The organism is Rhizobium sp. BK060, assembly GCF_014193145.1.
Taxonomy (GTDB): domain Bacteria; phylum Pseudomonadota; class Alphaproteobacteria; order Rhizobiales; family Rhizobiaceae; genus Rhizobium.
The window spans coordinates 23,509-47,194 of record NZ_JACHYW010000014.1 but is presented as its reverse complement, the minus strand read 5'-3'; the positions used below and the strand labels follow the sequence as shown (position 1 = coordinate 47,194).

Genomic DNA, 23,686 nt, shown 5'->3' with positions numbered 1-23,686 from the left:
CTGTGAAAGTCTGAGCGGCAAGCTCTAGCGTTTCTTGAACGGCTCCATGCCTTTGCGGGCGAGCTCGTCGGCGCGCTCGTTTTCCGGATGGCCGGCGTGCCCCTTGACCCAGTGCAGAGTGACTTTGTGCCTGTTGCGGGCTTCCTCGAGCGCCTGCCAGAGCTCGGCATTCTTCACCGGCTTCTTGTCGGCGGTCTTCCAGCCGTTCTTCTTCCAGCCGAAGATCCACTTGGAGATACCGTCCTTGACGTAGACGCTGTCCGTGTAGAGGTCGACCTCGCAGGGCGTCTTCAGCGCCGACAAGGCGGAGATCGCTGCGAGCAGTTCCATACGGTTGTTGGTTGTCTCCGCCTCGCCGCCGAAGAGTTCCTTTTCCACCTCGCCGTAGCGCAGCACCGCCCCCCAGCCGCCGGGGCCGGGATTGCCCGAGCAGGCGCCGTCCGTGAAGATATCGACGTGCTTCATGCTGCAAGCCCATATTCGGCGGCAGAGGCGATCTGCCGATGGAAGCGCAGCTTGCGCAGATATTCGAGCGGATCCTTCTTGGTGACCAGCGCACCCTCGGGCGTCGTCAGCCAGTCGTAGAGGCGCGTCAGGAAGAAGCGCAGCGCCGAGCCGCGAGCCAGGATCGGCAGCGCGGCCAGCTCGGCTGCGCTTAGCGGCCGGACGCTCTGGTAGCCTTCCAGCATCGCCATCCCCTTGGTGATGTTGTAGGCGCCGTCCTTTTCGAAACACCAGGCGTTGAGGATGATCGAGACGTCGTAGGCAAGCAGGTCGTTGCAGGCGAAATAAAAGTCGATCAGGCCTGACAGATCGTCGCCGAGGAAGAAGACGTTATCGGGGAAGAGATCGGCGTGGATGACGCCATCGGGCAGATCCTTCGGCCAATGGGCGGCGAGGAAATCGAGCTCGCTGCCGATTTCGTTCTGCAGCCCCTTTTCCACCTCGTCGGCGCGGGCTTCCGACTTCTCCCAGAGCACCTTCCAGCCATCGATCGACAACGCGTTCGGCCGCTTCAGTTCGAAGCCTTCGCCGGCGACATGCATCTGCGCCAGTGCCTTGCCGACTTCACGGCAATGCTTGGCCTCCGGCTTGCGCAGCCACATGCCTTCCAGGAAGGAGATCAGCGCTGCCGGGCGATCGGAAAGCGTGCCGAGCAAGGCGCCGTCCTTTCTGGGCAGTGGCAGCGGGCAGGACAGACCGCGGGCGGCCAAATGCTGCATCAGCCCCAGGAAGAAGGGCAGGTCGCTCTTCTCGACGCGCTTCTCGTAAAGGGTGAGGATCAGCGGGTCCTTGGTGGTGTGCAGCAGGAAGTTCGAGTTCTCGACGCCTTCCGCGATGCCCTTGTAGGACAGCAGCGTGCCGGCATCGTACTCGATCAGGAACCACTTCAAATCGTCTTCGGAAATATCGGTATAGACTGCCAATTTACGTCCCGCGAAAATGGTTGATCAGTTGAAGGCCACCACCCGGTCCGGGCGCTGGCAGGCGCTGCAATCGTCGCTCGACGATTGCCCCCGCATCGCGGGACCCGCCTCATCCGTTTACGAAAGCCATGTCGGCCGACGTCAGCTCTATGTTGCGCAGCTCGCGGTTGACGAGGAAATGCTCGTTTTCCTGAACCGTCTCCGCAAGCTCGACCTTGGCGTCGAAGCGTGCGCGGAAGGCCTCGATGATCTCGTTGACGATCACCTCGGGTGCCGATGCGCCTGCGGAAAGCCCAAGTGTGGAGATCGGGCCGATCTCATCCCAATCGAGCTCCGAGGCGCGTTGCACGAGGAGCGACTTCTTGGCCCCTGCCCTGAGCGCCACCTCGACGAGCCGCTTGGAATTCGACGAATTCGGCGCTCCCACGATGATGAAGAGGTCGCAGCCGGGCGCTGCCTGCTTGACCACTTCCTGGCGGTTGGTCGTGGCGTAACAGATCGAGTCGGCCGCCGGCGCCGTCAGATTGGGGAAGCGTTCCTGCAGGCGCGCGATGACGCCGGCCGTGTCGTCCACCGACAGTGTCGTCTGCGTCACGTAACCAAGATTGTCCGGATCGGCGGGCTCATAGACGTCGGCGTCCTCGACCGTCTCGATGAGGGAGACGGAACCCTCCGGTAATTGGCCCATCGTGCCGATGACTTCAGGGTGACCGGCATGGCCGATGAGCACCACATGGCGACCGAGTCGGCTGTGGCGCATCGCCTGCTTATGGACCTTCGACACCAGTGGACATGTGGCATCGAGATAGAAGAGGTTGCGGGCGCTCGCATCTTCCGGAACCGATTTCGGAACGCCATGGGCGGAGAAGACGACCGGCTGGGCGCGGTGCTCTTCGGGAATCTCATCGAGCTCTTCAACGAAGACCGCGCCCTTGGCTTCAAGGCCTTCGACCACATAGCGATTGTGGACGATCTCATGGCGGACATAGACCGGCGCACCGTAGGATTTCAGCGCCAGCACGACGATCTGGATAGCGCGGTCGACGCCGGCACAAAAGCCGCGCGGTCCGCAGAGCCTGATCGTCAAAGGGGGTTTCGCCGCAATATTCATGTCTGTTCCGGTTCATAGGGATAGGGCTCTCTAACCCAATATAGGCAAGAATTGAAGCGATACTATTGCGCTGGACTCCGCTTACGGAAACGGGCGACCACGACGATGATCACGAACGTTGCCGCGAGCCCATACCATGTGAAGGCATATTGCAGATGGTTGTTGGGCAGATCGACATCAGTGACGCCGCCGATCGGCAGCCCCTTCGGATTGGGGGTATCGTCCGCGTCCACGAAGAAGGGAACGACCTGGGCCTTGTCAAGGTCGACGCTGGAAGCCATCACATCGAGGTCTTTCCAGTAGAAGATGTTCTTGGCGACGTCGTTGTCGGGCACGACCCAGGATGGCTTGCCAGCTAGTTTCGCACGGGCAAGACCGATGACCGTTTGCTGATCGGTCAGTTGGCCCTGCATGCGCATTTCCGGTTCCTTGTTCTCGTAAGGAACGAAACCGCGATTGACGAAGAGATAGCGGCCATCGGCAAGCTGCAGCGGCGTGTAAACGTAAAAGCCCGTTCGGCCGTGCCAGGTGGCGAAGAAGTGCCGCTCCTTGCTGTTGACGTATTCGCCGCTGACCGTGACGTGGCGATAATCGATATCCTCGCCCTTTGCCGCCAACGCTTCGATATCTGCGAGCGATGCCGGCGGCGCCTGGCGGCGCTCGGCGATATCGGCGAGCAGCTTCACCTTCCACTGCAGCCGCTCGACCTGCCAAGTGCCGAGCGAAAGGAGGATGGCCAGCGCAATAAGCACCGCGATGCCGGTGAGGACCGACCGCTTTCGGCGAGACGCCGAAACATGAAATTCAGTCACGCGAAAGACGCCCTTCCCTGGCGTTGTGGCGATACTGCATCGCGATCAGGATCCCCTTGCACCAGCGAAGCGCAAGCAGGGAGAGAATGATGGTCAGGGGGCCGAACAGCAGAATGTGCAGCCAGATCGGCGGCGCGTAGTTGACCTCCAGCCACAGCACCGAGCCGATAACGATGAAGCCAACAATGAGAATGACGAACACCGCTGGGCCGTCGCCGGCATCGGCAAAGGCGTAGTCGAGACCACAGGCCGAGCAGCTCGGCTTCAGCGCCAGCAGGCCGTTAAAGAGCTTTCCCTGGCCGCAGCGCGGGCAGCATCCCTTGATGCCTGTCTTCACCGGATCGACCGGCGGGAAATGCGCGCTGTCCTCGTTCATGCCATCCTTCCAATTGCCTATGGCCAACCGGGGCCTCCGCCATAACTCACCCATAAAGTATTCGCAGAGGGAAAGGAAATACCTGCGCTCTTTCGCCTCAGCGATTCGCGCCAAACAGAAGACGAAAACTGATGACATACGACAGCTCGGCCGGACAGATCGTCATCCTGAACGGCGCCCCGCGCAGCGGAAAATCGTCGATCGCCAACGCGATCCAGGAGCACTTCGACGGCCCCTGGATGAACCTCGGCGTCGACACCTACAACGGCATGACCCCGGAACGTTATCTGCCGGGGATCGGGCTGCGCCCAGGCGGGGAACGCCCCGATCTTGAGGAGATGGTTCCGTTTCTCTATGCGGCGCTCTACGAATCGATCGCCATTCACGCCGGGCTCGGCCTCAATGTGGTGGCCGACCTCGGCCATCACGACAGCTACTCTCAGCCGCTCGGCATTCTCGCCGATTGCGCGCGCCGGCTTGAGGGATTGCCGGTGCTTTTTGTCGGCGTCAGATGTCCGATCAAGGTCATCATGAAAAGGCGGAACATCCCTGTGCCTGGGGGGCATACGCTTTATGTCCGCGCGACCGAAAGCGACGCGGTCCCCCATCCCGTCCAGCTCTGGCAGGAGCAGGTTCATATCCCCGGCATCTACGATCTTGAGGTGGACACCTCGGTGCTGACGCCGTTGGAATGCGCCGAAGCAATCCGGCAGCGCCTCGACCTCGGCATTCCTGAACCCTCCGCATTCGAGCGGATCGCCGCCATGCGGTGATCGACAAAACAAAAAGGGCGGGTGCCACGGCACCGGCCCTTTTTCCGTTTCGCGACCTGCGGCTCATCCCGCAGCCAGTGGTGCGCCCCAGCCGCCCCAAACATAGATGCAGAAGAACAGGAACAGCCAGACAACGTCGACGAAGTGCCAATACCAGGCCGCCGCCTCGAAGCCGAAATGCTGCTTCGGCGTGAAGTCCCCGCGGATCGCGCGCAGCAGGCAGACCAGCAGGAAGATGGTACCGACGAAAACGTGGAAACCATGGAAACCAGTGGCCATGAAGAAAGTCGCGCCGTAGATCGAGTTCTTGAAGGCGAACGGAGCGTGAGCGTATTCGTAGGCCTGCACGGCGGAGAACAGGACACCGAGCAGAACGGTCAGCGTCAGGCCCTGGATCAGGCTCCTGCGGTCGTTGTGCAGCAGCGCGTGGTGCGCCCAGGTGACCGTCGTGCCGGACAAAAGCAGGATGACTGTGTTGTAGATCGGCAGGTGCCACGGATCGAGGACCTCAATGCCTTTCGGCGGCCACTGGCCACCAGTGTAGGCGAGGCGCGAGGCCTGGATCGCTTCATTCGGGAAGAGGCTCGCGTCGAAATAGGCCCAGAACCAGGCGACGAAGAACATCACTTCCGAAGCGATGAACATGATCATGCCGTAGCGCAGGTGCAGCGAGACGACGCGCGTATGGGCACCCTCATGCGCTTCCTTCACGGTGTCCGACCACCAGCCGAACATGACGTAGAGAATGATCGCAAGGCCGATGAAGAACAGCCACGGATGAGCCCACTCGACGCCGAAGAGGTGCAGCGAGCCGCCATTGAGATAGCGCATGAAGCCGACGCCGCCGAATGTAATGACGAACGCGCCGATCGAAGCCAAGAGCGGCCACGGGCTTGGATCGATGATGTGGTAGTCGTGATGTTTCTGATGAGCATCAGCCATGTAAGCTATCCCCGGATCTCTTCCTCTCCGCTCCGGCATAGCCGGAAACGAACCTCAATCAAAGTTTCTTTTCAAGCTTTACCGTTCTACCCTCATTCGAAGCCAGCGGCTTCGGACCCTCTTTGGGATAGAACGTATAGGACAAGGTAACGGTGTGGATATCCTTCGATTCCACAGCCTTGGTAATATCAGGATCGATATAGAATACGACGGGCATTTCTAGCTTTTCGCCCGGCTTCAGGACGGTTTCGTTAAAGCAGAAGCACTGCACCTTGTTGAAATAGGCGCCGGCCTCGCCGGGGGTCACGTTGAACACAGCCTGGCCGCGCTGCGGCTCGTTCGACTTGTTCACGGCGACGAAATTCACCTGAATGGTTTCGCCGATGCGCGGATTGACCTCGCGCTCGACCGGCTTGAACTCCCAGTCGAGACCCGGCGCAATATTGGCATCGAAGGTGACGCGCATCTTGCGGTCGAGAATCACACTGGAGGCCTGCTCGACGCGCTGCGTCGTCCCATTGTAGCCGGTGAGTTGGCAGAACATCCTGTAGAGCGGCACCGCGGCATAACTCGCTGCGCCCATGCCGAAGACGAAGGAAAGGCACATAAGAACGATGGCGCCGTTGTTGCGCGGCTTCCTCGGTGCGCTCCGCATCTCGCTCATCCCATGTGCCCCGACGTAAACTTCACGATCGTAATCGCGTAGAAGAGCACGACCAGGCCGCCCAGAACCAGGCCGAGAGCGACGTTGCGGTTGCGGCGCGACTTGCGCTGCGCTTCCGTAAGCTTGACGACGTCCATTAGAAAATGCCTCCCGCATGTGAAACGAGCACGGCCGCAAGCCGGTCGAACATCAGGGCGGAGAAAATCGCGAAGAGATACAGGATCGAGAAGCCAAAGAGCTTCTTCGCCGGGATCATCTTCTCATCGCCGTCCGGCATCCGCCAGACGGCGATGGAACAGTAAATAAAGATTGCGCCAAGCGCGGCGGCAACCAGGCCATAGCCAAGGCTCGCAAAGTCGAGCGCCGTCGGCAGCACGCCGCAGATCGCCGTCAGCACAGCGTAAGCGACGATCTGATGCTTGGTGGTCCGCTCGCCCGAGACATTCGGCAGCATCGGGACGCCGACCGCCTCGTAGTCTTCCATCTTGAACAGAGCCAAAGCCCAGAAGTGGGCAGGCGTCCATAAGAAGATGATCATGAACAGCACGAAGCTTTCGATCGTGACGGTACCGGTCACGCAGGCCCAGCCGATCATCGGCGGGAAGGCGCCAGCTGCCCCACCGATGACGATGTTCTGCGGCGTCGAGCGCTTCAGCCACATCGTGTAGATCACGGCGTAGAAGAAAATCGTGAAGGCGAGGATCGAGGCTGCCAGCCAATTGACCGCGAGGCCGAGGATCGTCACCGAGAAACAGGAAAGTACCAGACCGAATGCCAGCGCCTCGCGTGGAGCGATGCGGCCAGCCGGGATCGGACGCTTGGCGGTACGGGTCATGATCGCATCGATATCGGCGTCGTACCACATGTTCAGTGCGCCGGAAGCGCCCGCGCCGATGGCGATGCAAAGGATGGCGATGAGGCCGAGCACCGGGTTGATGTGCCCAGGGGCCATAACGAGACCGGCAAATGCCGTGAAGACCACGAGCGACATGACACGCGGCTTCAGGAGCTCGAAATAATCGCGCGCACTCGCCTCCGACAGGCGGAACTCGCCATCGTGTGCCAGAGCTTTGCGATTGCCGATTACTGTCATTCTCTTGTCCTGCAAACCTGTAAGCCGACCGCCGCACTGTAACACGCGGCGGTCGCAATTTCTCGCATCTTACTTGATACGCGGGAGCTGTTCCCACTGGTGATAAGGCGGCGGCGAAGACAGCTGCCATTCGAGCGTCGTTGCGCCCTCACCCCACGGATTGTCGCCAGCAACGCGCTTCTTGGCGAAAGCCTCGAAGACACCGATCAGGAAGATCAGCACGCCGACGGCCGAGATGTAGGAGCCGATCGAGGAAACATAGTTCCAGCCAGCAAACGCATCCGGATAGTCGATGTAGCGGCGCGGCATACCGGCGAGACCAAGGAAGTGCTGCGGGAAGAACACCAGGTTGACGCCGACGAACATGACCCAGAAGTGCAGCGTGCCGAGGAACTCGTTGTACATGTAGCCGGTCATCTTCGGGAACCAGTAGTACCAGGCAGCGAAGATGGCGAAGACGGCGCCAAGCGACAGAACGTAGTGGAAGTGAGCCACGACGTAGTAGGTGTCATGCAGCGAGCGGTCGAGACCGGCATTGGCGAGCTGAACACCCGTGACGCCGCCGACCGTGAACAGGAAGATGAAGCCGATCGCCCAGACCATCGGCGTGCGGAAGCTGATGGAGCCACCCCACATCGTTGCGATCCAGGAGAAGATCTTCACGCCCGTCGGAACGGCGATGACCATCGTTGCAAACACGAAGTAGCGCTGCGCATCGAGCGACAGGCCGACCGTGTACATGTGGTGCGCCCAGACGACGAAGCCGACGGCACCGATCGCCACCATGGCGTAGGCCATGCCGAGATAGCCGAAGACCGGCTTCTTCGAGAAGGTCGAGATGATGTGGCTGACGATGCCGAAGCCCGGCAGGATCAGAATGTACACTTCCGGGTGACCGAAGAACCAGAACAGGTGCTGGTAGAGGATCGGGTCACCGCCGCCTTCCGGTACGAAGAAGGAGGTACCGAAGTTGCGGTCCGTCAGCATCATGGTGATGGCGCCTGCCAGAACCGGAAGCGACAGCAACAGCAGGAAGGCGGTGATCAGCACAGACCAGGCGAAGAGCGGCATCTTGTGCAGCGTCATGCCCGGAGCGCGCATGTTCAGGATCGTGGTGATGAAGTTGATCGCACCGAGGATCGAGGACGCACCGGCGATGTGGAGCGCAAAGATCGCAAGGTCGACCGCAGGACCCGGCGTGCCCGAACTAGACAGCGGCGGATACATCGTCCAGCCGCCGCCCGCACCGTAAGCGCCGGCAGGTCCTTCGACGAACATCGACAGGATGAGCAGAAGGAAGGCCGGGACGATCAGCCAGAAGGAAATGTTGTTCAGACGCGGGAACGCCATGTCAGGCGCACCGATCATGATCGGGACCATCCAGTTGGCGAAGCCGCCGATCATCGCCGGCATGACCATGAAGAAGATCATGATCAGCGCGTGAGCGGTGGTGAACATGTTGAACATCTGCTTGGCGCCGTCGATGGCGGCGTCGCCTTTGTAGCCGTAAACCATCGATGCCAGACCGTGGAAGATCTGGATGCCCGGCTCCTGCAGCTCCATGCGCATGGCAACGGAAAGCGCGCCGCCAATGATGCCGGCGATGATCGCGAAGATCAGGTAAAGCGTGCCGATGTCCTTGTGGTTCGTCGAAAAGAACCAGCGATTGATGAAACTCGGCTTGTGCGAGTGATCGTGATGGTCGTCATGGGCGTGTGCGCCATGAGAATGATCATGCGAGTGATGATCGTCGTGTGCGGAAGGTCCAGCCATGTCCCGTTCCCTCTTCCCTTACTGTGCGACGTTTTCGGCAACGTCGACGGTCTTTGCAGGACCATCGGTTGCGGCCATGAGTGTCTTGTACGCGCCGGGCAGATCGCTGGCGGCAGCGGCGAGCCACTGCTTGTACTTGTCCTCGGAAACGACGCGGATGGCGATCGGCATGAATGCGTGGTCCTTGCCGCAAAGCTCGGAGCACTGGCCGTAGAACAGGCCTTCGCGCTCGGCGCGGAACCAGGTTTCGTTGAGGCGACCCGGAACGGCATCGATCTTGACGCCGAAGGACGGCATCGCAAAAGCATGAATGACGTCGGTTGGGGCAGCGGTCACGAGAACGCGGACGGTCTTGTTGACGGGCAGCACCAGTTCATTGTCCACAGCCAGGAGGCGCGGATATTTCGACTTGTCGTCCTTGCCAGAAGCGGTGCGGTCCTGATCCTTCAGGAGATAGGAATCGAAAGCAACCGGAGTTTCGCCCGAGCCTTCATATTCGTAGTTCCACTGCCACTGGGTGGCGGTCGCCTTGATTGTAACATCCGGATTTTCCGGCAGGGTCAGCTGGGCGGTCAAAAGATTGAACGAAGGCACAGCGAGGAAAAGAAGCACGAGGACCGGTCCCACGGTCCAGGCAACTTCGATCAACGTATTATGGCTCGTCTTGGACGGCACCGGGTTTGCACCGGCGCGGAACTTGAGACAGACGACGACAAGAAGGACCAGAACGAAGAGCGTGATCGGAACGATAAACCACAGGGTATATTGTTCGAACCAATGAATGTCCCGCATGATCGGCGTGGCTGCCGGCTGCAACGTCGCCTGCCACGGCATCGGTTGGTCGGCATAACTGCCGGAAGCAAAAAGCAGACAGACCAGCGCGGTCAGAGCTGCATAAGCCTTCTTAATCACCTTAAAATCTCCCTCGAGCGCTGATCTGTGCAAAATCGCGCACAGAATCCTTGCCATCTCAGCGCTTCAAACCACAGTTTGTCATTGATCGCAACAGCCCAAAGCGTTTGTTCGTGCGGCATTTTCGCTTTCAAACAGGTTGATCCAAGCATAACGAAACATTCCAACTTTTCGTTATAATCCGTGAAATATCGCTTGCGGCCCGGGCCGTCCGCCAACATTCTCGGATAAACGTCCCATTTCCGCCGTAGTCCCCGGCTTTTCAGCGGGTGGGGCTTTTCATTTTTGATGGCGCGCCCCAACTTAGCGGCACTGATTCGAATTGCAGAGGTTTTCATGGGTTTCCGTTCCCTCGCACGGCCGTTTGTGCTGACAGCGTGCATTGCGGCAGCAGCGACTGCTCCCGCTTTCGCCCAGCAGCAACCCGCGCCGGCACAGCCCGCGCCCCAAGCTCCGGCGACGCAGGCAACACCCGGCCAGACGCAGCCGCAGGCACCCGGCACCGTAAAGTCGAACCACGGCGCATGGTCAGTCGTGTGTGACAAGCCGGCCGGCGCCTCGACCGAGCAGTGCGCGTTGATGCAGAACGTCATCGCCGAGGATCGGCCTGAGGTCGGTCTCTCAGTCGTCGTCCTGAAGACCGCCGACCGCAAGTCGAAGATCCTGCGCGTTCTGGCCCCGCTCGGCGTTCTGCTGCCGAACGGCCTCGGCCTCAATGTCGACGGCAAGGACATCGGCCGGGCCTATTTCGTCCGTTGCTTCGCCGATGGCTGCTATGCCGAGGTTGTTCTCGAGGACGAACTGCTGAAGACCTTCCGCAGCGGCGCCAGCGCCACCTTCATCGTCTTCCAGACGCCGGAAGAAGGGATCGGCATCCCCGTCGATCTCAAGGGCTTCGCCGAAGGCTACGACGCCCTTCCCTGATCGTCTCGTTTTTCGGGGCTTGCTCGAACCGTCCACCGGACCTACATCGGCTGAGAGCATTCCTGCTTCAGCGGAGCACAAAGACATGAATACGGATCTCCTCACGCTTTTCGATGCCGACGAAGCGAAGATGCGTTCGCTCGTTGCCGAGGCGCTTTCGGGCGCGGACGACGGGGAGCTCTACATCGAACACGCCCAGGCGGAATCGCTGATGTTCGATAATGGGCGACTGAAGGGCGGCAGCTTCAACACCGAACAGGGCTTTGGCCTGCGCGCGGTGGCCGGTGAAGCGGTTGGCTATGCGCATGCGGGCGACCTCTCCGTCGCCGCCTTGAGACGTGCTGCTGATGCCGTTGGCGCTGTCACCCGCGGTTACTCCGGCAGTTATGCCGCGGCTCCCCAGCGGACGAACAAGAAGCTCTATTCGGACGAAAACCCGATCGGCGCGCCGACGTTCGAGGAGAAGGTCAAGGTGCTGACCGATATCGACGCTTATCTGCGTGGCAAGGACGACAAGGTGCGCCAGGTGACCGCATCCGTGGCCGCCAGCTGGCAGGTCGTCGACATTCTTCGCGCCGATGGTCACCGCGTACGCGATATCCGGCCGATGACGCGCATCAATATCTCGGTCATCGTGGGTGAAGGCGAGCGCCAGGAGAGCGGCTCCTATGGCAGTGGCGGCCGTATCGGCTTTGGCGACTTCATCACCGAGGACAGCTGGCAATTCGGCGCAGACGAAGCCTTGCGGCAGGCGCTTGTGAATCTGGAGGCAATCGACGCGCCGGCAGGCACCATGGACGTCGTGCTCGGTTCCGGTTGGCCGGGCGTCATGCTGCACGAAGCGGTCGGCCACGGGCTGGAAGGCGATTTCAACCGAAAGAAGACTTCGGCCTTTGCCGGCCTTCTCGGTCAGATGGTTGCAGCACCCGGCGTGACCGTCGTCGACGACGGCACGATCGACAACCGCCGCGGTTCGATCACCATCGATGATGAAGGCACACCGTCCGCCTACAACGTGCTGATCGAAAACGGCAGGCTCGTCGGCTACATGCAGGACAGGCAGAATGCCCGTCTGATGGGCATGACACCGACCGGCAACGGCCGTCGCCAGGGCTACGCACACGTTCCGATGCCCCGCATGACCAACACCTACATGCTGGGCGGCGACAAGACGCCCGAGGAAATCATCTCTTCCGTCAAGAAGGGCATCTATGCCGTCTCCTTCGGTGGCGGCCAGGTGGATATCACCTCCGGTAAGTTCGTGTTCGGCTGCACGGAAGCCTACCTGATCGACAACGGCAAGATCGGTGCACCGATCAAAGGCGCAATGTTGATCGGCAACGGCCCGGAGGCGATGAAGCGCGTTTCAATGGTCGGCAACGACATGAAGCTAGACACCGGCATCGGCAATTGCGGCAAGGCCGGACAGTGGGTTCCGGTCGGCGTCGGCCAACCGCACCTCAGAATGGATCAGGTGACCGTCGGCGGCACGAAGGCTTAGTCGAGAACGGGGAGCGGCGATGAGCGAAATCGAAATCAGACCTTTCGTCGCCTCCTATATCGATGATGTTTTCTCGGTGATCCTGCCGATCCAGCGCGAGGAATTCGGTATTTGCGATTACGGCTGACGATCAGCCGGATCTTGCCGTCATTTCCGATTTCTATCAGTCTGGAAAAGGTCAGTTCTGGGTTGCCGTACGCGACGGCCAGATCGTCGGCACGATCGGGCTGAAGGACATCGGCAACGATCAGACGCCATTGCGCAAGATGTTTGTCGCGGCTGAGGTGCTCGGTCGCGAACACGACGTTGCGGCACGGCTTCTGGCGCAACTGGTGGCGCACGCAGAAGATCATGGGATCAAGGATATCTTCCTTGGAACGACCGACAAGTTCCTCGCCGCGCATCGCTTCTACGAAAAGAACGGCTTTTTGGAAGTTTCGAAAAGCGAGCTTCCGCGATCGTTTCCGCTGATGGCCGTTGATACCAAATTCTACCGGCGCATGATCACCGCAGCCTAGGTCTGGCCCTCCTCAGGCTGGAAGAGCCATTTGCGCTTGACCGCCGCCGCCAGATCCAGATCGTTCCTGTGCGCGAAAAGCAGGATGTGGCCGAGGACATCGGCCGTCTCATCAGCGAGGTCGCGAGCCAGTTCCTCATCCGACCTGCCTTTCCGACGCCCTTTGCCGCTGACCCGGTTCCAAGCCTGGGTGAGTTCGCCGATTTCCTCTTGAAGCTTCAGCAGAAACCAGTCCGCGTCGCGCTCTATGCCGTTGGCATCGGCATAGTTCCGCGAAGCACGCTCGAACTTTTCTGCGAGATCATCCAGCATGACGTTCTCCTTTTGTTTATAAAGGAGAATCCTGATTCTGCTGGAAAGTCGAGATGGATCAGCCGTGATCGGGCAGCAGCATGCAGTCGTAGGAGCGCTGTCTTAGGGCATCGCAGGCAGATGTAGCCGCCTCACGGCTCTGGAAGCCGATGAAGCGAGCGCGATAGACCTTGTTGGCGCCATTGCCGACAGCCTCGGTATAGGGCGACGCGGCTTTCAGCGCCGCACCACCTTCAGCCTTGGCCTGGGCAAGAAGGGCGCGGGCGGCATCGTCGCTCGATGCGGCCGAGATCTGAATCTGCCAGTCGCCGGAAGCAGACGGCGCGCCGGCGGATTTGGCGGCGGGCTTGCCGGCGTTGGTTATTTCTCCGAGAGCGGACGGACGCTCCATCGGAACCGTCGCATCGCTCAGATAGCCGAGCGCCTTCGGCGAGAGTTCATTTGTGCGCGGCGCAGTTTCCGGGATCGGCATGTCGCTGTCATCAGCCGCGGAAGCAATTTCCACCTGCTGGCGCGCATTGATGCTTGCAACCAGTTTACCGCCGGTTGAGGCACGGCCGAGATACTTGTCGAGCAGACCCGCCATCTTGGCGTCGCGGCTGCGGGCGGTGCGGCCGCCAAGCACGACACCGACGACGCGGCGGTTGCCGTCCTTTACCGCGCTGACCAGATTGAAGCCGGATGCGTTGGTGTAGCCGGTCTTGATGCCATCCATGCCCTGGTAGCGGTACATCAGGTTGTTGTGACCGCGGATCGTGCGCCCACGAAAATTGAAGCTGGCTGTCGAGAAAAGGCGATACTCGCTTGGATAATTCCGCATCAGCGCCACGGCAAGCGTGGACATGTCGCGCGCCGTGGTGACCTGCCGGCCATCGGGAAGGCCGGACGCATTATAGAAAGCCGTGCGGTTCATGCCGAGCTGCCGGGCCTTCTGCGTCATCATGCGGGCAAAGTTGCTTTCCGAACCACCTAGCTTCTCGGCCATGGCGGCGGCGGCATCATTGGCAGACTTGGTGATCATGCCAAGGATCGCATCGCGAACCGTAATGGAATCGCCAGCGCGAACGCCGAGCTTCGTCGGCGGACGCGAGGCGGCGTATTTCGACATGACAAGCGGTGTGTTCCAGCTGAGCTTGCCACGGTTGATCGCCTCGAATGCCATGTAGATGGTCATCATCTTCGTCAGCGAAGCGGGGTGATTCAGAACGTCGGCATTTTCGGCGCTGAGCACCTTGCCGGTACGGGCATCCAATATGAGGGAGGCGCTGCCGGCCATCGCCGTCAACGGCGCCGCAACGACGAGCGTCGCGGTCATAATCGCGGCCAGCAGCTTCTTCATGCAATTCCCCTCGATGAACGAATAGCCGGCGCCATTCGGATTTGTCCCGTTCCGCTACAGAAGCCGCCAATGTGGCGCGACTTTGCGGCGACTGGTATGATTTTTGACAAGTTTTATCCTTCATAGTGAAAATCCCGTAAAGAGGACACTCAAAAATCCTCATTCAGCAAGACTTAACCTCGGGCTTGCTAGTTTCGCCGCTCCGGAAACCAGCGGGCGAATGAGATGACGGCGAGCGTCAAAAAGCTTGCGAAGCGGATTGCGATCGCAAGCGGTCTTGAGACTGCCAATCTGCTGCGCGCAGCCGGCGTGATGCGCGGCGCTCGCGGACTTGGCGCCATCTTCACGCTCCACCATGTCCGTCCGCACGAAGAGAGCACGTTCGAGCCCAATGCGCATCTGGAAATCACGCCGGAATTCCTCGATCTCGTCCTCGATCGCCTGAAGAGCGACGGTTATCGCTTCGTGGCGCTTGCCGAGATTCCGGCACTGCTTTCGCAAACCGCGTCCAGTCAACCCTTCGCCGCCTTCACCCTCGACGATGGCTACCGCAACAATCTCGTCTACGCCCTACCGATCTTCGAAAAGCACGAGGCGCCTTTTACCGTCTTCGTCGCCAAGGGCCTTGCCGAACGCACGCATACGATCTGGTGGGAGACGCTTGCAGCACTTCTACGCAGGGAAGAGAAGCTCGGCTTCGATTTCGGCAGCGGCCACGAGATGCTCGACGTCACGACGACCGATGCAAAGGAGCGCGTTTTCGCGCGCATCGCCAACCATCTTCATCGTCATGACGAGAGCGCCGCCGTCGCAGCCATCGATCTAATGGCGCGAAAGCACGAGATCGATCCGGACGCAATCGTCGACGATCTCGTCATGACCCCGGCGGAACTCAATCTCCTCGAGGCCAGCCCCCTCGCCTCGCTCGGCGCGCACACAATCAGCCATAGGGCGATGTCGCGACTCTCCGACCCGGAGGTTCGCGACGAGATGGAGGCGTCCCGGGACTACGTTGCTGCGATCACCGGCGACCGACCAAGCTCCTTCGCCTACCCTTACGGCACACGCGAGGCGGCAACACAGAGGCAGGCAGCCATCGCACGCGAAGTCGGTTTCGATATCGCGGTAACGACCCAACCCGGTGTCGTCACCCAGCGCTCGCTCGGCAGCCTCACCTATCTGCCGAGACTCTCGATCAACGGAATTTATCAGAACGTGCGGTACGTGTCCGGCCTTGCCTCCGGTATTCCGTTTCGGTTTGCGCCAAACAGGGCGTGAACGCTCCTGCTGATGCCTGATCAGGGATACATGCGGACCTTCGTCCAATCGCCTTCTGGCGAAGGCCGGCGGAACTCGATGCGGTCGTGCAGGCGGAATTTCTGATCTTTCCAGAATTCGATCGATACCGGCCGGATCCGGAAGCCCGACCAATGCGCCGGACGCGGGATCTCCCCGATTGCATAGCGGGCGGTGTATTCGGCTACAGCTTTTTCCAGCGCGAATCGGCTCTCCAGCGGCCGCGACTGCTTGGATGCCCAGGCACCGATTCGGCTGCCGCGGGCTCGCGTCTTGAAGTAAGCGTCGGCTTCTTCGTCGCTCACGATTTCCACAGGTCCGCGCAAGCGAACCTGCCGCCGCAGCGTTTTCCAGTGGAAACACATGGCCGCTTTTTTCTGCCCGAGGATTTCCTGACCTTTCTGACTCTCGAAATTCGTGTAGAAGACAAAGCCCTCGTGATCGAATCCCTTAAGGAGAACCATGCGGACATTGGGAAGGCCGTCCTCATCGACCGTCGCAAGCGCTACCGCATTCGGGTCATTGATCTCGGAAGCCTCCGCTTCCTTCAACCACTCGGCAAAAAGATCGAACGGTTCGTTTCGCTCGGTGAAGTCACCGCTTGTTAACTCATTTGCCGACATATTAGCTCGAATGCCCCGGGTTTATTCGAAATTTGCCCAGCCTTTGGCTACTGGACAGGACGCAGGGTGGAAGTCATAGCAAAGTCAGATCGTGATACAAAGGGTCTGCTGCGTCGCAGCGCGGCCTTCTGCATTGTCGGTGCGGCGGTGCTCTCCCTCTCTGGCTGCATTTCCAGCGGTCTGGATCTCTTCAGCAGCTCCAAGGTCGATCGGTCGGTTGCAACGGGCACCGTGCCGCAGCCCGCGCCGACGAGCGACTCGATCTCCGACGAAATGACCGTCGGCAACGCCGTGACCTCAGCCGATATCCAACGGCTGGAGGGCCGTCCCCTCCCTTGGGCAAACGCGTCGACCGGCAGCGCCGGCGTCATCGATACGATCGTCGAGAATACGGATTCCGGCAAGGTTTGCCGCCAGTTCCGCACGACGCGGCATTCCTATGTCGGCATCGCAAAATTCTACGGCAAGACCTGCCTGGTCGGCGGCGGAAACTGGCAGCTCATGAGTTTCCAGCCGGAAAGCTGAACGCCGGCCGAGCATGCTTAACGCGCGCTCCGTTCTCTCATGATGTTTAGCAAAAGGCTAACCATTCGGCGCAAAAGCGAGACGTCTCCCACGTCGAATAAGAACTGATTAGCAACTTCTATCCACAATCCGCCTCAGGTGGGCACGGTTTCTTCCTGTGGATGAGGCCGGGCGCCAAGTGAGAGGCTTCGGGGTGCTAGGGCAGAGGACAGGCACACCGCATCGGAACACCGGCGGTTTGGGACATGCGCGATCCTTATAAGATTTTGGGCGTCAAGCGGGACGCGGGCCAGGACGAAATCAAGGCAGCCTGGCGTAACATGGCCAAGGCCGTTCACCCTGATCACAATCAGGGCGACCCGACGGCGAGCGCGCGCTTTGCCGAGATCGGCCGCGCCTATGAAACGTTGAAGGATCCGAAGAAGCGGAGCCTCTTCGACAATGCCGCGCGCATGGCAGAAGCCAAGGCCAATGAGAACACGATCATGCAACAGCGTCAGGCAGCTCGCGAAGCTGCCGCACGTGCAAAGGCCGCTCAGGCCAATGCCGAGCGCGTTATGGAAGAGCTTGCGCGCGCCGCCGCGCAGAAGGCTGCGGCGGACGCCGCCAAGCAGCGGAAGACAGGTACGGGCGAGCCGCCAGAAGAAATGATCGAGCGTATCTTCGGCACGCAGGCACGCGCTGCGGCCGGTGGCGGCCGCACCCAAGGTTTTGCCGCCGCCGGTGCTTCGAAGCGGCCGGAGGCGGAAATTGCGAATGCAGACAAACAGCCGGATGCAGCCAACGCCGAGGCTGAACAGCAAGCTGCTGAGGACGCGACCACTCAGGCCTCCGCGGTCATGCAGCCGCTTAGCTTGCTGACTTCACTCGTTCGCCGCTTTACCGGCGGCAGCGCTGCCGCGCCCGAAAAAGCGCCAGACCAGTTCGTAACGAAGACCGTCACAGTCGATGAGGTCATCAAAGGCAGTTGGGTCACGGTCGACCTCGGTGACGGTCGTGACACGGGATTTGCGCTGGCGGCCGGCACGACGGAAGGTCATCAGATCCGTCTGAAGGGTCAGGGCCACAAGCTCGCCGGTTTGCAGCGCGGCGATGCTGTCGTCAGCATCCACATTGCTTCGGATGAACGGTTTACGGTCAATGGCTTCGATCTGCACACGGTGCTGCCGGTAACGATCGAGAATGCGGTGCTCGGAACCGAAGCGCGTATTGAAGGCCCCAATGGTCCCGTCACCGTCACGATTCCCGCCTGGTCGGGCTCCGACAAAACCATCCAGATTCAGGGTCAGGGGTTGGCGAACACGGACGGCGGCAGGGGCGATCTCGTCGTCGAACTGCGTATTATGTTGTGGGAAAAACCCGACGACAAAGTCACGGATCTGATGCGGAGCATGAAGAACGGGCTGTTTCTGTGAAATTTTGGTGACACACGCACCCTTTGTTACGGTCCCTAACAGTTGATGATTGCTGCCAATCTTGAACCGATTAGCAGCCTATGCCATAGGCAGGACCGATCAGAATTCCTTAGGGGGCGAAATATGGCTCAGGCAACAGGCCTCATGTCAGGCAAGCGCGGCGTCATCATGGGCGTTGCCAACAATCGTTCGATTGCGTGGGGTATTGCCAAGGCTATTCATGCACAGGGCGGCGAAATCGCATTTACCTACCAAGGCGACGCATTGAAGAAGCGCGTAGAGCCCCTGGTTGCAGAAGTAAACGGCGTTCTTGCCGGTCATTGCGACGTCAGCGACGAGTCGACCATCGATGCCGTCTTCGACCACGTCGAAAAGCTGTGGGGCAAGATCGACTTCATCGTTCACGCGATCGGCTTCTCGGACAAAGACGAGCTGACGGGCCGCTATGTCGATACTTCGGCTGACAACTTCGCCAAGACGATGCAGATCTCCGTCTATTCGTTCACCTCGGTCGCGCGTCGCGCCGAGAAGCTGATGACAGACGGCGGTTCGATGCTGACGCTCACCTACTATGGCGCCGAGAAGGTCATGCCGAACTACAACGTCATGGGCGTTGCCAAGGCGGCACTGGAAGCGAGCGTGAAGTACCTGGCCGTCGACCTCGGACCGAAGAACATTCGCGTCAACGCTGTTTCCGCCGGCCCGATCAAGACGCTTGCAGCATCAGGCATCGGCGACTTCCGCTACATCCTGAAGTGGAACGAATACAATGCGCCGCTGCGTCGGACAGTAACGATCGAAGAGGTCGGCGATGTCGGTCTGTACTTGCTCTCGGATCTCTCGCGTTCGGTTACCGGGGAGGTCCACCACGCAGACAGCGGCTACCACGTCATCGGCATGAAGGCGGTAGACGCGCCGGACATTTCCGTCATAAAGGACTGATCGCACTCTTTGCTGCGTCGCGCTCGCGACCCCTTTCTTCGCGACAGCGATTGAGGGGTTGCGTGCCCCAAACGGAGCCGATCATTGCTTATCTACGTCGTCAGACACGGCCAGACAGACTGGAACGCCGAACGCCGCCTGCAAGGGCAGAAAGACATTCCGCTCAATGCCATCGGCAGAGCGCAGGCGTGGCAGAACGGTATCGACCTCGCAGAAATCCTCAAGGTCGAAGCAATCCCCTTCGATTTTGTAGCAAGCCCGCTGGCGCGCACCCGCGCCACGATGGAAATCATGCGCGAGGCGATGGGTCTTCCATCGAAAGACTATCGAACCGACGAGCGCCTGGTCGAGGTGTCCTTCGGGGACTGGGAAGGCTTCACGATCAAGGAGCTGAAGGCCACTGCCCGGGACCGCGTCACCGAGCGCAATCTCAACAAATGGGATTTCATTCCCCCGGGAGACGACGCGGAAAGCTACGAAATCATGTCCTGGCGTGTGGCTTCCTGGCTGAATTCCATCGACAAACCGACGGTTTGCGTGACCCACGGCGGCGTCATACGCAGTCTCTTCAGGACGATTGCCGCCTTGCCCAAGGATGAGGCTGCCGAAGGTGAGATCCCACAGGATCGCATCCTCAAGATCGATCGCGACAACGGATTGATTGGCTGGATCTAGGCCTGATTACTGGACGATATCGAGATCGTTGATGACGCGTTTGCCATCCACCTCGGTGTAGAAGACGATAACCTTCACGCCCGCCTTCAACCCCTCGAAATTGAATTCTTCCGGTGCCTGATAGGTCTTTCCGTCATCAAGCGTGAGGCTGAGATTTGTCACATCGACCTTCTTGATCGTCGCCTCGACGTCCGCGCTCTCGGCAAATCCGCTGATCGGCGACAAGAAACTGGCAGTGGCCAAAAGCGTAGCTACTACGAAGCGCATGACAGCATTCCCTCGAAAACACGACTCAATAATCCAACTGCGCACAGATAACCTCCCGAATATGGCGAAATTTGCCCTGAAGAATGACTTGCCGCGCCAAATTGGTGAAGAGTATTTTAACAATAACGGCACCGGTTCATTAATTGCATTTCCAGTACGTTTCCGCGTCCGGCAAAGGGTATTTGCGGGCAAGCGTAAATTAACGGCTTCTCTCTACAGTCGTCCTCGAACATGGGAGACTGGGTTTTGCTATTCCGCCTTAGAGACAGCAACACATTGCGGCGCGTCTTCAGGCATACACGCCTAGCCCTCCTGATTTCCAGCCTTGTTACTGTTGTTGTTGTCATCGTCGGCTTCGGGCTGGACCGCGCCAATACTGCCGCTCATCTGCGCGAACTGACGATACGGACAGAAAACGAAGTAAGTTTGATTCGGGCGCGGATGACTGCGCAGATCAACATGGACATCACGGTCGTTCGCGACCTGGCCAACATGGTTGCCGTCAATTCGAGCGTAAATGCCGAGGAGATGGAGCGGCAGATCAACTGGCTGCTCATCCAGAACCCCCACTTCCTGAATATTGCCGTCGCACCGGATTTCATCGTCGGCGCCGTCTATCCGCCACAGGCCGGGAAAGGCCGAATTGGGAAAGATGTCCGCGACGCTCTTGCCGCGCGTCAGTCGGTGATGCGCACCGCCGGCACGCAGCAGGCACGCTTCTCTGGCCCGATCACGGTGGCCGACGGCACGGAAGCGTTCGCGATCTTCTTTCCTGTCTTCGTGAAGGAGAATGGGCAACGCCGGATCTGGGGCGCGGTCGAGGTCATGATCGATGCAGACATGTTCTATCAGAGCACCGGCTTGCGGCCGGCGCGCAACAGCGAGAATCAGGAGAAGTATCCCCACCTCGATCACCTCTCGATCGCGGTACGCGACCTCGCTACGGCGGACTCGGTCACGCCCTTCTTCGGCGTGCAGGATTTGCGCGAGAAGCAACCGATAACGCGAAAGATCGCCTTTGCGGGCGGGCGCTGGCAGATTGCGGCGGTCCCGAAGACCGGCTGGAACGCTGTTCCCGAGAACCAGTCAACGCTCCGCCTGATCATCGCCGCCGCCGGCTGCATCACGGTCGTCCCGGTCTTCTTTGCGACCCTGCTGCTCGGCGAGCGCAATCGCAACATCGAGCAACTCAAGATGCGCGAGGCAACGCTGCTGAAGCTGTCGCAGCGCCTCAATCTAGCATTGGAATCCTCGAATATCGGCATATGGGAACTGCACGACCACGGGCATACCCTGTTCTGGGATGCCCGGGCCGCAGCGCTCCACGGTAAACCGGCAGAAGATGGCAGTCATTCGCTGGAAGACTGGCTTGCTGCGATCGTTCCCGAAGACCGGCACATCGCCGAGGTCCACTTCTTCAACTACAACGTCGCCGGCTCCGCCTATGAAACACAATACCGGGTCGTAGCCGAGGACGGCACTGTCCGACATCTGCGCTCCGTCGGCTCCTTCTACACGGACGCGGCCGGCGACGACAAAACCATCGGCATCGTCTGGGACGTCACCGCCGACGCGGAAGCGGCTGAAACGCTGCGCAGGGCGAAGGATGTCAGCGACATTAAGAATGCCGAACTCGAAATGGCGCTGGACGAACTGTCACGGCGCGAGGCGGAGCTCTCCGAGCTCTCCGGCAAGCTGGATCTCGCGCTCGACTCCTATCAGTGCGGCATCTGGGAAGCGACGCTCGGCGACGAAGGCTCGATCTGGGACGAGCGGATGCACGAGCTTTATGGGTTGACGCCAAGGGCCGGATTCATGACCGAACCGGTCTGGCTTTCCTGTATCTTGCCTGAAGACAGGGGACTGGCGGTCGAGAGCGCTCGCCATTTCAAGCAACTTGGCGACACTCATACCCTGATCTGCCGTGTCCCGACGGAAGACGGCGCGATGCGCTACGTTCGTTCGACGGGCAAGGTTCACCAGACCCCCAGCGGCAAACTGAAGATCATCGGCGTCGCCTTCGATGTCACCGAAGATGCTCTGATGACCGCGCAGCTCAAGGCGGCCAAGGACGAGGCGATCGCCAAGAATATCGAGCTCGAGATCGCCAAGAACCGCATCGAGCACAATTCGCTGCACGACCCGCTGACGGCGCTCGCCAACCGCCGCAAACTTGATATCGCACTTGAAAGGCTGACGCTCGATGGCCGCAGTGAGCGGCAGAAGTTCGCCATCCTCCACATCGACCTCGACAGGTTCAAGGAGATCAACGACACGCTCGGCCATGCCGCCGGCGACGCGATGCTGATCCACGCGTCACGAGTGCTGTCGAGGAACCTGCGCGGTGGTGACCTCGTCGCGCGTATCGGCGGCGACGAGTTCGTCATTCTGTCGCTCAACGCCAGTGATGCCGATATGTCGGCGCTGGCCGGCCGCATCATCGAGCAGATGCGCCAGCCGATCGACTTCGAAGGGTTCGCCTGCCGTTGCGGCGTCTCCATCGGCATCGCGCTCGCCAATGGCATGCACGTCGATGCCCGCAAAGTGCTGATCAACGCCGACATCGCCCTTTACCGCGCCAAGAGCCAGGGGCGGAACCGCCACGAATTCTTCAGCCACAATCTTCAAGCCGACATCATAAACAACAAGCGCCTGGCCGACGAGATCCTTGCCGGCATCGAGAACGGCGAGTTTACCGCCTGGTATCAGCCGCAGTTCTCAGCGCGCTCGATGCAACTCACCGGCGTCGAAGCCCTGGTTCGCTGGCAACATCCGTCCCGGGGACTGCTGACGCCGGACAAATTTCTGAAGATCGCCGACGAGATCAACGTCGTCCAAACCCTTGACCGCATCGTTCTCGACACGGCACTGAAGGACAAGATGCGCTGGACAGCAAGGGGCGTCTCCGTTCCGAAGATTTCGGTCAACGTTTCGGCGCGACGGCTGCATGACGAGACACTGGTCGAGACATTAAGCGGCCTGCAAATCCGGCCCGGCGAACTGTCCTTTGAATTGGTCGAGTCAATATTTCTCGACGAAAGCGAGGATGTGGCCACCCATAACCTTGAACGGATCAAGGCGCTTGGGATCGACATCGAGATCGACGATTTCGGCACCGGTCATACGTCGATCGTCAGTCTCCTCAAGCTCAAACCGAAGCGGCTCAAGATCGACAGGCAGCTGGTGCAGCCGATCATGAATTCGCCGCAGGAGCGCGCACTGGTCAGCTCGATCATCGAGATCGCCCGCTCGCTCGGAGTCGAGACGGTAGCAGAAGGCGTCGAAACGGCGGCTCACGCCACCCTCCTCCACGAACTCGGCTGCGACCTTCTGCAGGGCTACGCGTTCTCGCGCCCGCTGTCCTTCGCGGACTTCGCGCAAATGGCGATCGGAAGCTCCTGGAGTATCGCCTCCTGAGGCCATCGTTTACAATCAACGGAAACACCATTTCCTTTCGTTGACGGTTT

Annotated in this window: 25 protein-coding genes and 1 pseudogene; 10 read left to right on the top strand and 16 right to left on the bottom strand. The window is 60.1% G+C overall.

Annotated features, from left to right (window positions below; genetic code table 11):
* Positions 1 to 24: 24 nt before the first annotated feature.
* From rnhA to FHT71_RS16640, 5 genes are all read right to left on the bottom strand, one after another.
* Positions 25 to 465 carry a ribonuclease HI gene (gene rnhA / locus FHT71_RS16660; protein WP_007793101.1) on the bottom strand — a complete coding sequence of 147 codons (441 nt, stop codon included), beginning with the start codon at positions 463 to 465 and terminating at the stop codon, positions 25 to 27.
* A complete protein-coding gene (locus tag FHT71_RS16655; RefSeq protein WP_183720975.1) occupies positions 462 to 1,427 on the bottom strand; it encodes a homoserine kinase in 966 nt (321 codons plus the stop codon). Before FHT71_RS16655 ends, rnhA begins: the two co-directional genes overlap by 4 nt.
* Positions 1,428 to 1,536: 109 nt before the next feature.
* Entirely contained in the window at positions 1,537 to 2,538 is a 1,002-nt protein-coding gene (gene ispH, locus FHT71_RS16650; protein WP_132588480.1) for a 4-hydroxy-3-methylbut-2-enyl diphosphate reductase, read from the bottom strand.
* A 62-nt stretch (positions 2,539 to 2,600) separates the two neighbouring features.
* Positions 2,601 to 3,350: an SURF1 family protein gene (locus tag FHT71_RS16645; protein WP_132588479.1), complete on the bottom strand. Its 750-nt coding sequence runs from the start codon at positions 3,348 to 3,350 to the stop codon at positions 2,601 to 2,603.
* A complete protein-coding gene (locus FHT71_RS16640) occupies positions 3,343 to 3,726 on the bottom strand; it encodes a DUF983 domain-containing protein (RefSeq protein ID WP_132588478.1) in 384 nt (127 codons plus the stop codon). Before FHT71_RS16640 ends, FHT71_RS16645 begins: the two co-directional genes overlap by 8 nt.
* Before the next feature lie 131 nt (positions 3,727 to 3,857).
* Between FHT71_RS16640 and FHT71_RS16635 the strand changes: the two genes are divergently transcribed.
* Entirely contained in the window at positions 3,858 to 4,499 is a 642-nt protein-coding gene (locus FHT71_RS16635; RefSeq protein WP_132588477.1) for a chloramphenicol phosphotransferase, read from the top strand.
* A gap of 63 nt (positions 4,500 to 4,562) precedes the next feature.
* Here FHT71_RS16635 and FHT71_RS16630 read toward each other — a convergent pair whose 3' ends face one another.
* The 7 genes from FHT71_RS16630 to FHT71_RS16600 form a co-directional block, all read right to left on the bottom strand.
* The gene (locus tag FHT71_RS16630; RefSeq protein ID WP_132588476.1) at positions 4,563 to 5,441 is read right to left on the bottom strand and encodes a cytochrome c oxidase subunit 3; all 879 of its coding nucleotides are present in this window, start codon (positions 5,439 to 5,441) and stop codon (positions 4,563 to 4,565) included.
* A gap of 58 nt (positions 5,442 to 5,499) precedes the next feature.
* Positions 5,500 to 6,105, bottom strand: a complete 606-nt coding sequence (locus FHT71_RS16625; protein ID WP_183720972.1) for a cytochrome c oxidase assembly protein — start codon at positions 6,103 to 6,105, stop codon at positions 5,500 to 5,502.
* Positions 6,102 to 6,242 carry a hypothetical protein gene (locus FHT71_RS16620; protein ID WP_007793125.1) on the bottom strand — a complete coding sequence of 47 codons (141 nt, stop codon included), beginning with the start codon at positions 6,240 to 6,242 and terminating at the stop codon, positions 6,102 to 6,104. Before FHT71_RS16620 ends, FHT71_RS16625 begins: the two co-directional genes overlap by 4 nt.
* Positions 6,242 to 7,198, bottom strand: coding sequence for a heme o synthase (locus tag FHT71_RS16615; protein WP_132588475.1), 957 nt, complete (start codon positions 7,196 to 7,198; stop codon positions 6,242 to 6,244). Before FHT71_RS16615 ends, FHT71_RS16620 begins: the two co-directional genes overlap by 1 nt.
* A gap of 69 nt (positions 7,199 to 7,267) precedes the next feature.
* Complete coding sequence (ctaD, locus tag FHT71_RS16610) at positions 7,268 to 8,971, bottom strand: cytochrome c oxidase subunit I (RefSeq protein ID WP_132588474.1); 1,704 nt, start codon at positions 8,969 to 8,971, stop codon at positions 7,268 to 7,270.
* Positions 8,972 to 8,989: 18 nt separating this feature from the next.
* Positions 8,990 to 9,883, bottom strand: coding sequence for a cytochrome c oxidase subunit II (gene coxB, locus FHT71_RS16605; protein ID WP_183720968.1), 894 nt, complete (start codon positions 9,881 to 9,883; stop codon positions 8,990 to 8,992).
* On the bottom strand, positions 9,880 to 10,221 hold the full coding sequence (locus tag FHT71_RS16600) for a hypothetical protein (protein ID WP_183720965.1): 342 nt from the start codon (positions 10,219 to 10,221) through the stop codon (positions 9,880 to 9,882). Before FHT71_RS16600 ends, coxB begins: the two co-directional genes overlap by 4 nt.
* Here FHT71_RS16600 and FHT71_RS16595 point away from each other — a divergent pair.
* The 3 genes and pseudogenes from FHT71_RS16595 to FHT71_RS16585 all read left to right on the top strand — a co-directional run bounded on the left by FHT71_RS16595 (position 10,220) and on the right by FHT71_RS16585 (position 12,826).
* A complete protein-coding gene (locus FHT71_RS16595) occupies positions 10,220 to 10,807 on the top strand; it encodes an invasion associated locus B family protein (protein WP_007793136.1) in 588 nt (195 codons plus the stop codon). The genes FHT71_RS16600 and FHT71_RS16595 overlap by 2 nt on opposite strands.
* A gap of 85 nt (positions 10,808 to 10,892) precedes the next feature.
* Positions 10,893 to 12,308, top strand: coding sequence for a metalloprotease TldD (gene tldD, locus FHT71_RS16590; protein WP_007793138.1), 1,416 nt, complete (start codon positions 10,893 to 10,895; stop codon positions 12,306 to 12,308).
* A gap of 19 nt (positions 12,309 to 12,327) precedes the next feature.
* Positions 12,328 to 12,826, top strand: a pseudogene (locus tag FHT71_RS16585) (GNAT family N-acetyltransferase).
* Here the strand turns inward: FHT71_RS16585 and FHT71_RS16580 are convergent.
* Positions 12,823 to 13,137, bottom strand: a complete 315-nt coding sequence (locus tag FHT71_RS16580; RefSeq protein WP_132588471.1) for a pyrophosphatase — start codon at positions 13,135 to 13,137, stop codon at positions 12,823 to 12,825. The pseudogene FHT71_RS16585 and the gene FHT71_RS16580 overlap by 4 nt on opposite strands.
* A 58-nt stretch (positions 13,138 to 13,195) precedes the next feature.
* Positions 13,196 to 14,476, bottom strand: a complete 1,281-nt coding sequence (locus FHT71_RS16575; RefSeq protein ID WP_132588470.1) for a D-alanyl-D-alanine carboxypeptidase family protein — start codon at positions 14,474 to 14,476, stop codon at positions 13,196 to 13,198.
* Positions 14,477 to 14,701: 225 nt separating this feature from the next.
* On the opposite strand from FHT71_RS16575, the gene FHT71_RS16570 reads away from it, so the two are divergent.
* Positions 14,702 to 15,754, top strand: coding sequence for a polysaccharide deacetylase family protein (locus FHT71_RS16570; RefSeq protein ID WP_132588469.1), 1,053 nt, complete (start codon positions 14,702 to 14,704; stop codon positions 15,752 to 15,754).
* 20 nt (positions 15,755 to 15,774) lie between these two features.
* Here FHT71_RS16570 and pdxH read toward each other — a convergent pair whose 3' ends face one another.
* Positions 15,775 to 16,395: a pyridoxamine 5'-phosphate oxidase gene (gene pdxH, locus FHT71_RS16565; protein WP_007793154.1), complete on the bottom strand. Its 621-nt coding sequence runs from the start codon at positions 16,393 to 16,395 to the stop codon at positions 15,775 to 15,777.
* 66 nt (positions 16,396 to 16,461) lie between these two features.
* Here pdxH and FHT71_RS16560 point away from each other — a divergent pair, with 66 nt between their 5' ends.
* The 4 genes from FHT71_RS16560 (at position 16,462) to FHT71_RS16545 (ending at position 19,952) form a co-directional block, all read left to right on the top strand.
* Positions 16,462 to 16,920: an RT0821/Lpp0805 family surface protein gene (locus FHT71_RS16560; RefSeq protein WP_007793157.1), complete on the top strand. Its 459-nt coding sequence runs from the start codon at positions 16,462 to 16,464 to the stop codon at positions 16,918 to 16,920.
* A gap of 245 nt (positions 16,921 to 17,165) precedes the next feature.
* Positions 17,166 to 18,335 (top strand): DnaJ C-terminal domain-containing protein, encoded by a 1,170-nt coding sequence (locus tag FHT71_RS16555; protein ID WP_132588468.1) that lies wholly within the window; start codon positions 17,166 to 17,168, stop codon positions 18,333 to 18,335.
* 123 nt (positions 18,336 to 18,458) lie between these two features.
* The gene (gene fabI / locus FHT71_RS16550; protein ID WP_007793163.1) at positions 18,459 to 19,277 is read left to right on the top strand and encodes an enoyl-ACP reductase FabI; all 819 of its coding nucleotides are present in this window, start codon (positions 18,459 to 18,461) and stop codon (positions 19,275 to 19,277) included.
* Between the two features lie 84 nt (positions 19,278 to 19,361).
* Positions 19,362 to 19,952 carry a histidine phosphatase family protein gene (locus FHT71_RS16545; protein ID WP_007793166.1) on the top strand — a complete coding sequence of 197 codons (591 nt, stop codon included), beginning with the start codon at positions 19,362 to 19,364 and terminating at the stop codon, positions 19,950 to 19,952.
* Positions 19,953 to 19,958: 6 nt separating this feature from the next.
* On the opposite strand, the gene FHT71_RS16540 is transcribed toward FHT71_RS16545, so the two are convergent.
* On the bottom strand, positions 19,959 to 20,219 hold the full coding sequence (locus FHT71_RS16540) for a DUF1344 domain-containing protein (protein ID WP_007793168.1): 261 nt from the start codon (positions 20,217 to 20,219) through the stop codon (positions 19,959 to 19,961).
* A gap of 246 nt (positions 20,220 to 20,465) precedes the next feature.
* On the opposite strand from FHT71_RS16540, the gene FHT71_RS16535 reads away from it, so the two are divergent.
* Positions 20,466 to 23,636, top strand: a complete 3,171-nt coding sequence (locus FHT71_RS16535) for an EAL domain-containing protein (protein WP_183720962.1) — start codon at positions 20,466 to 20,468, stop codon at positions 23,634 to 23,636.
* Positions 23,637 to 23,686: the final 50 nt, after the last annotated feature.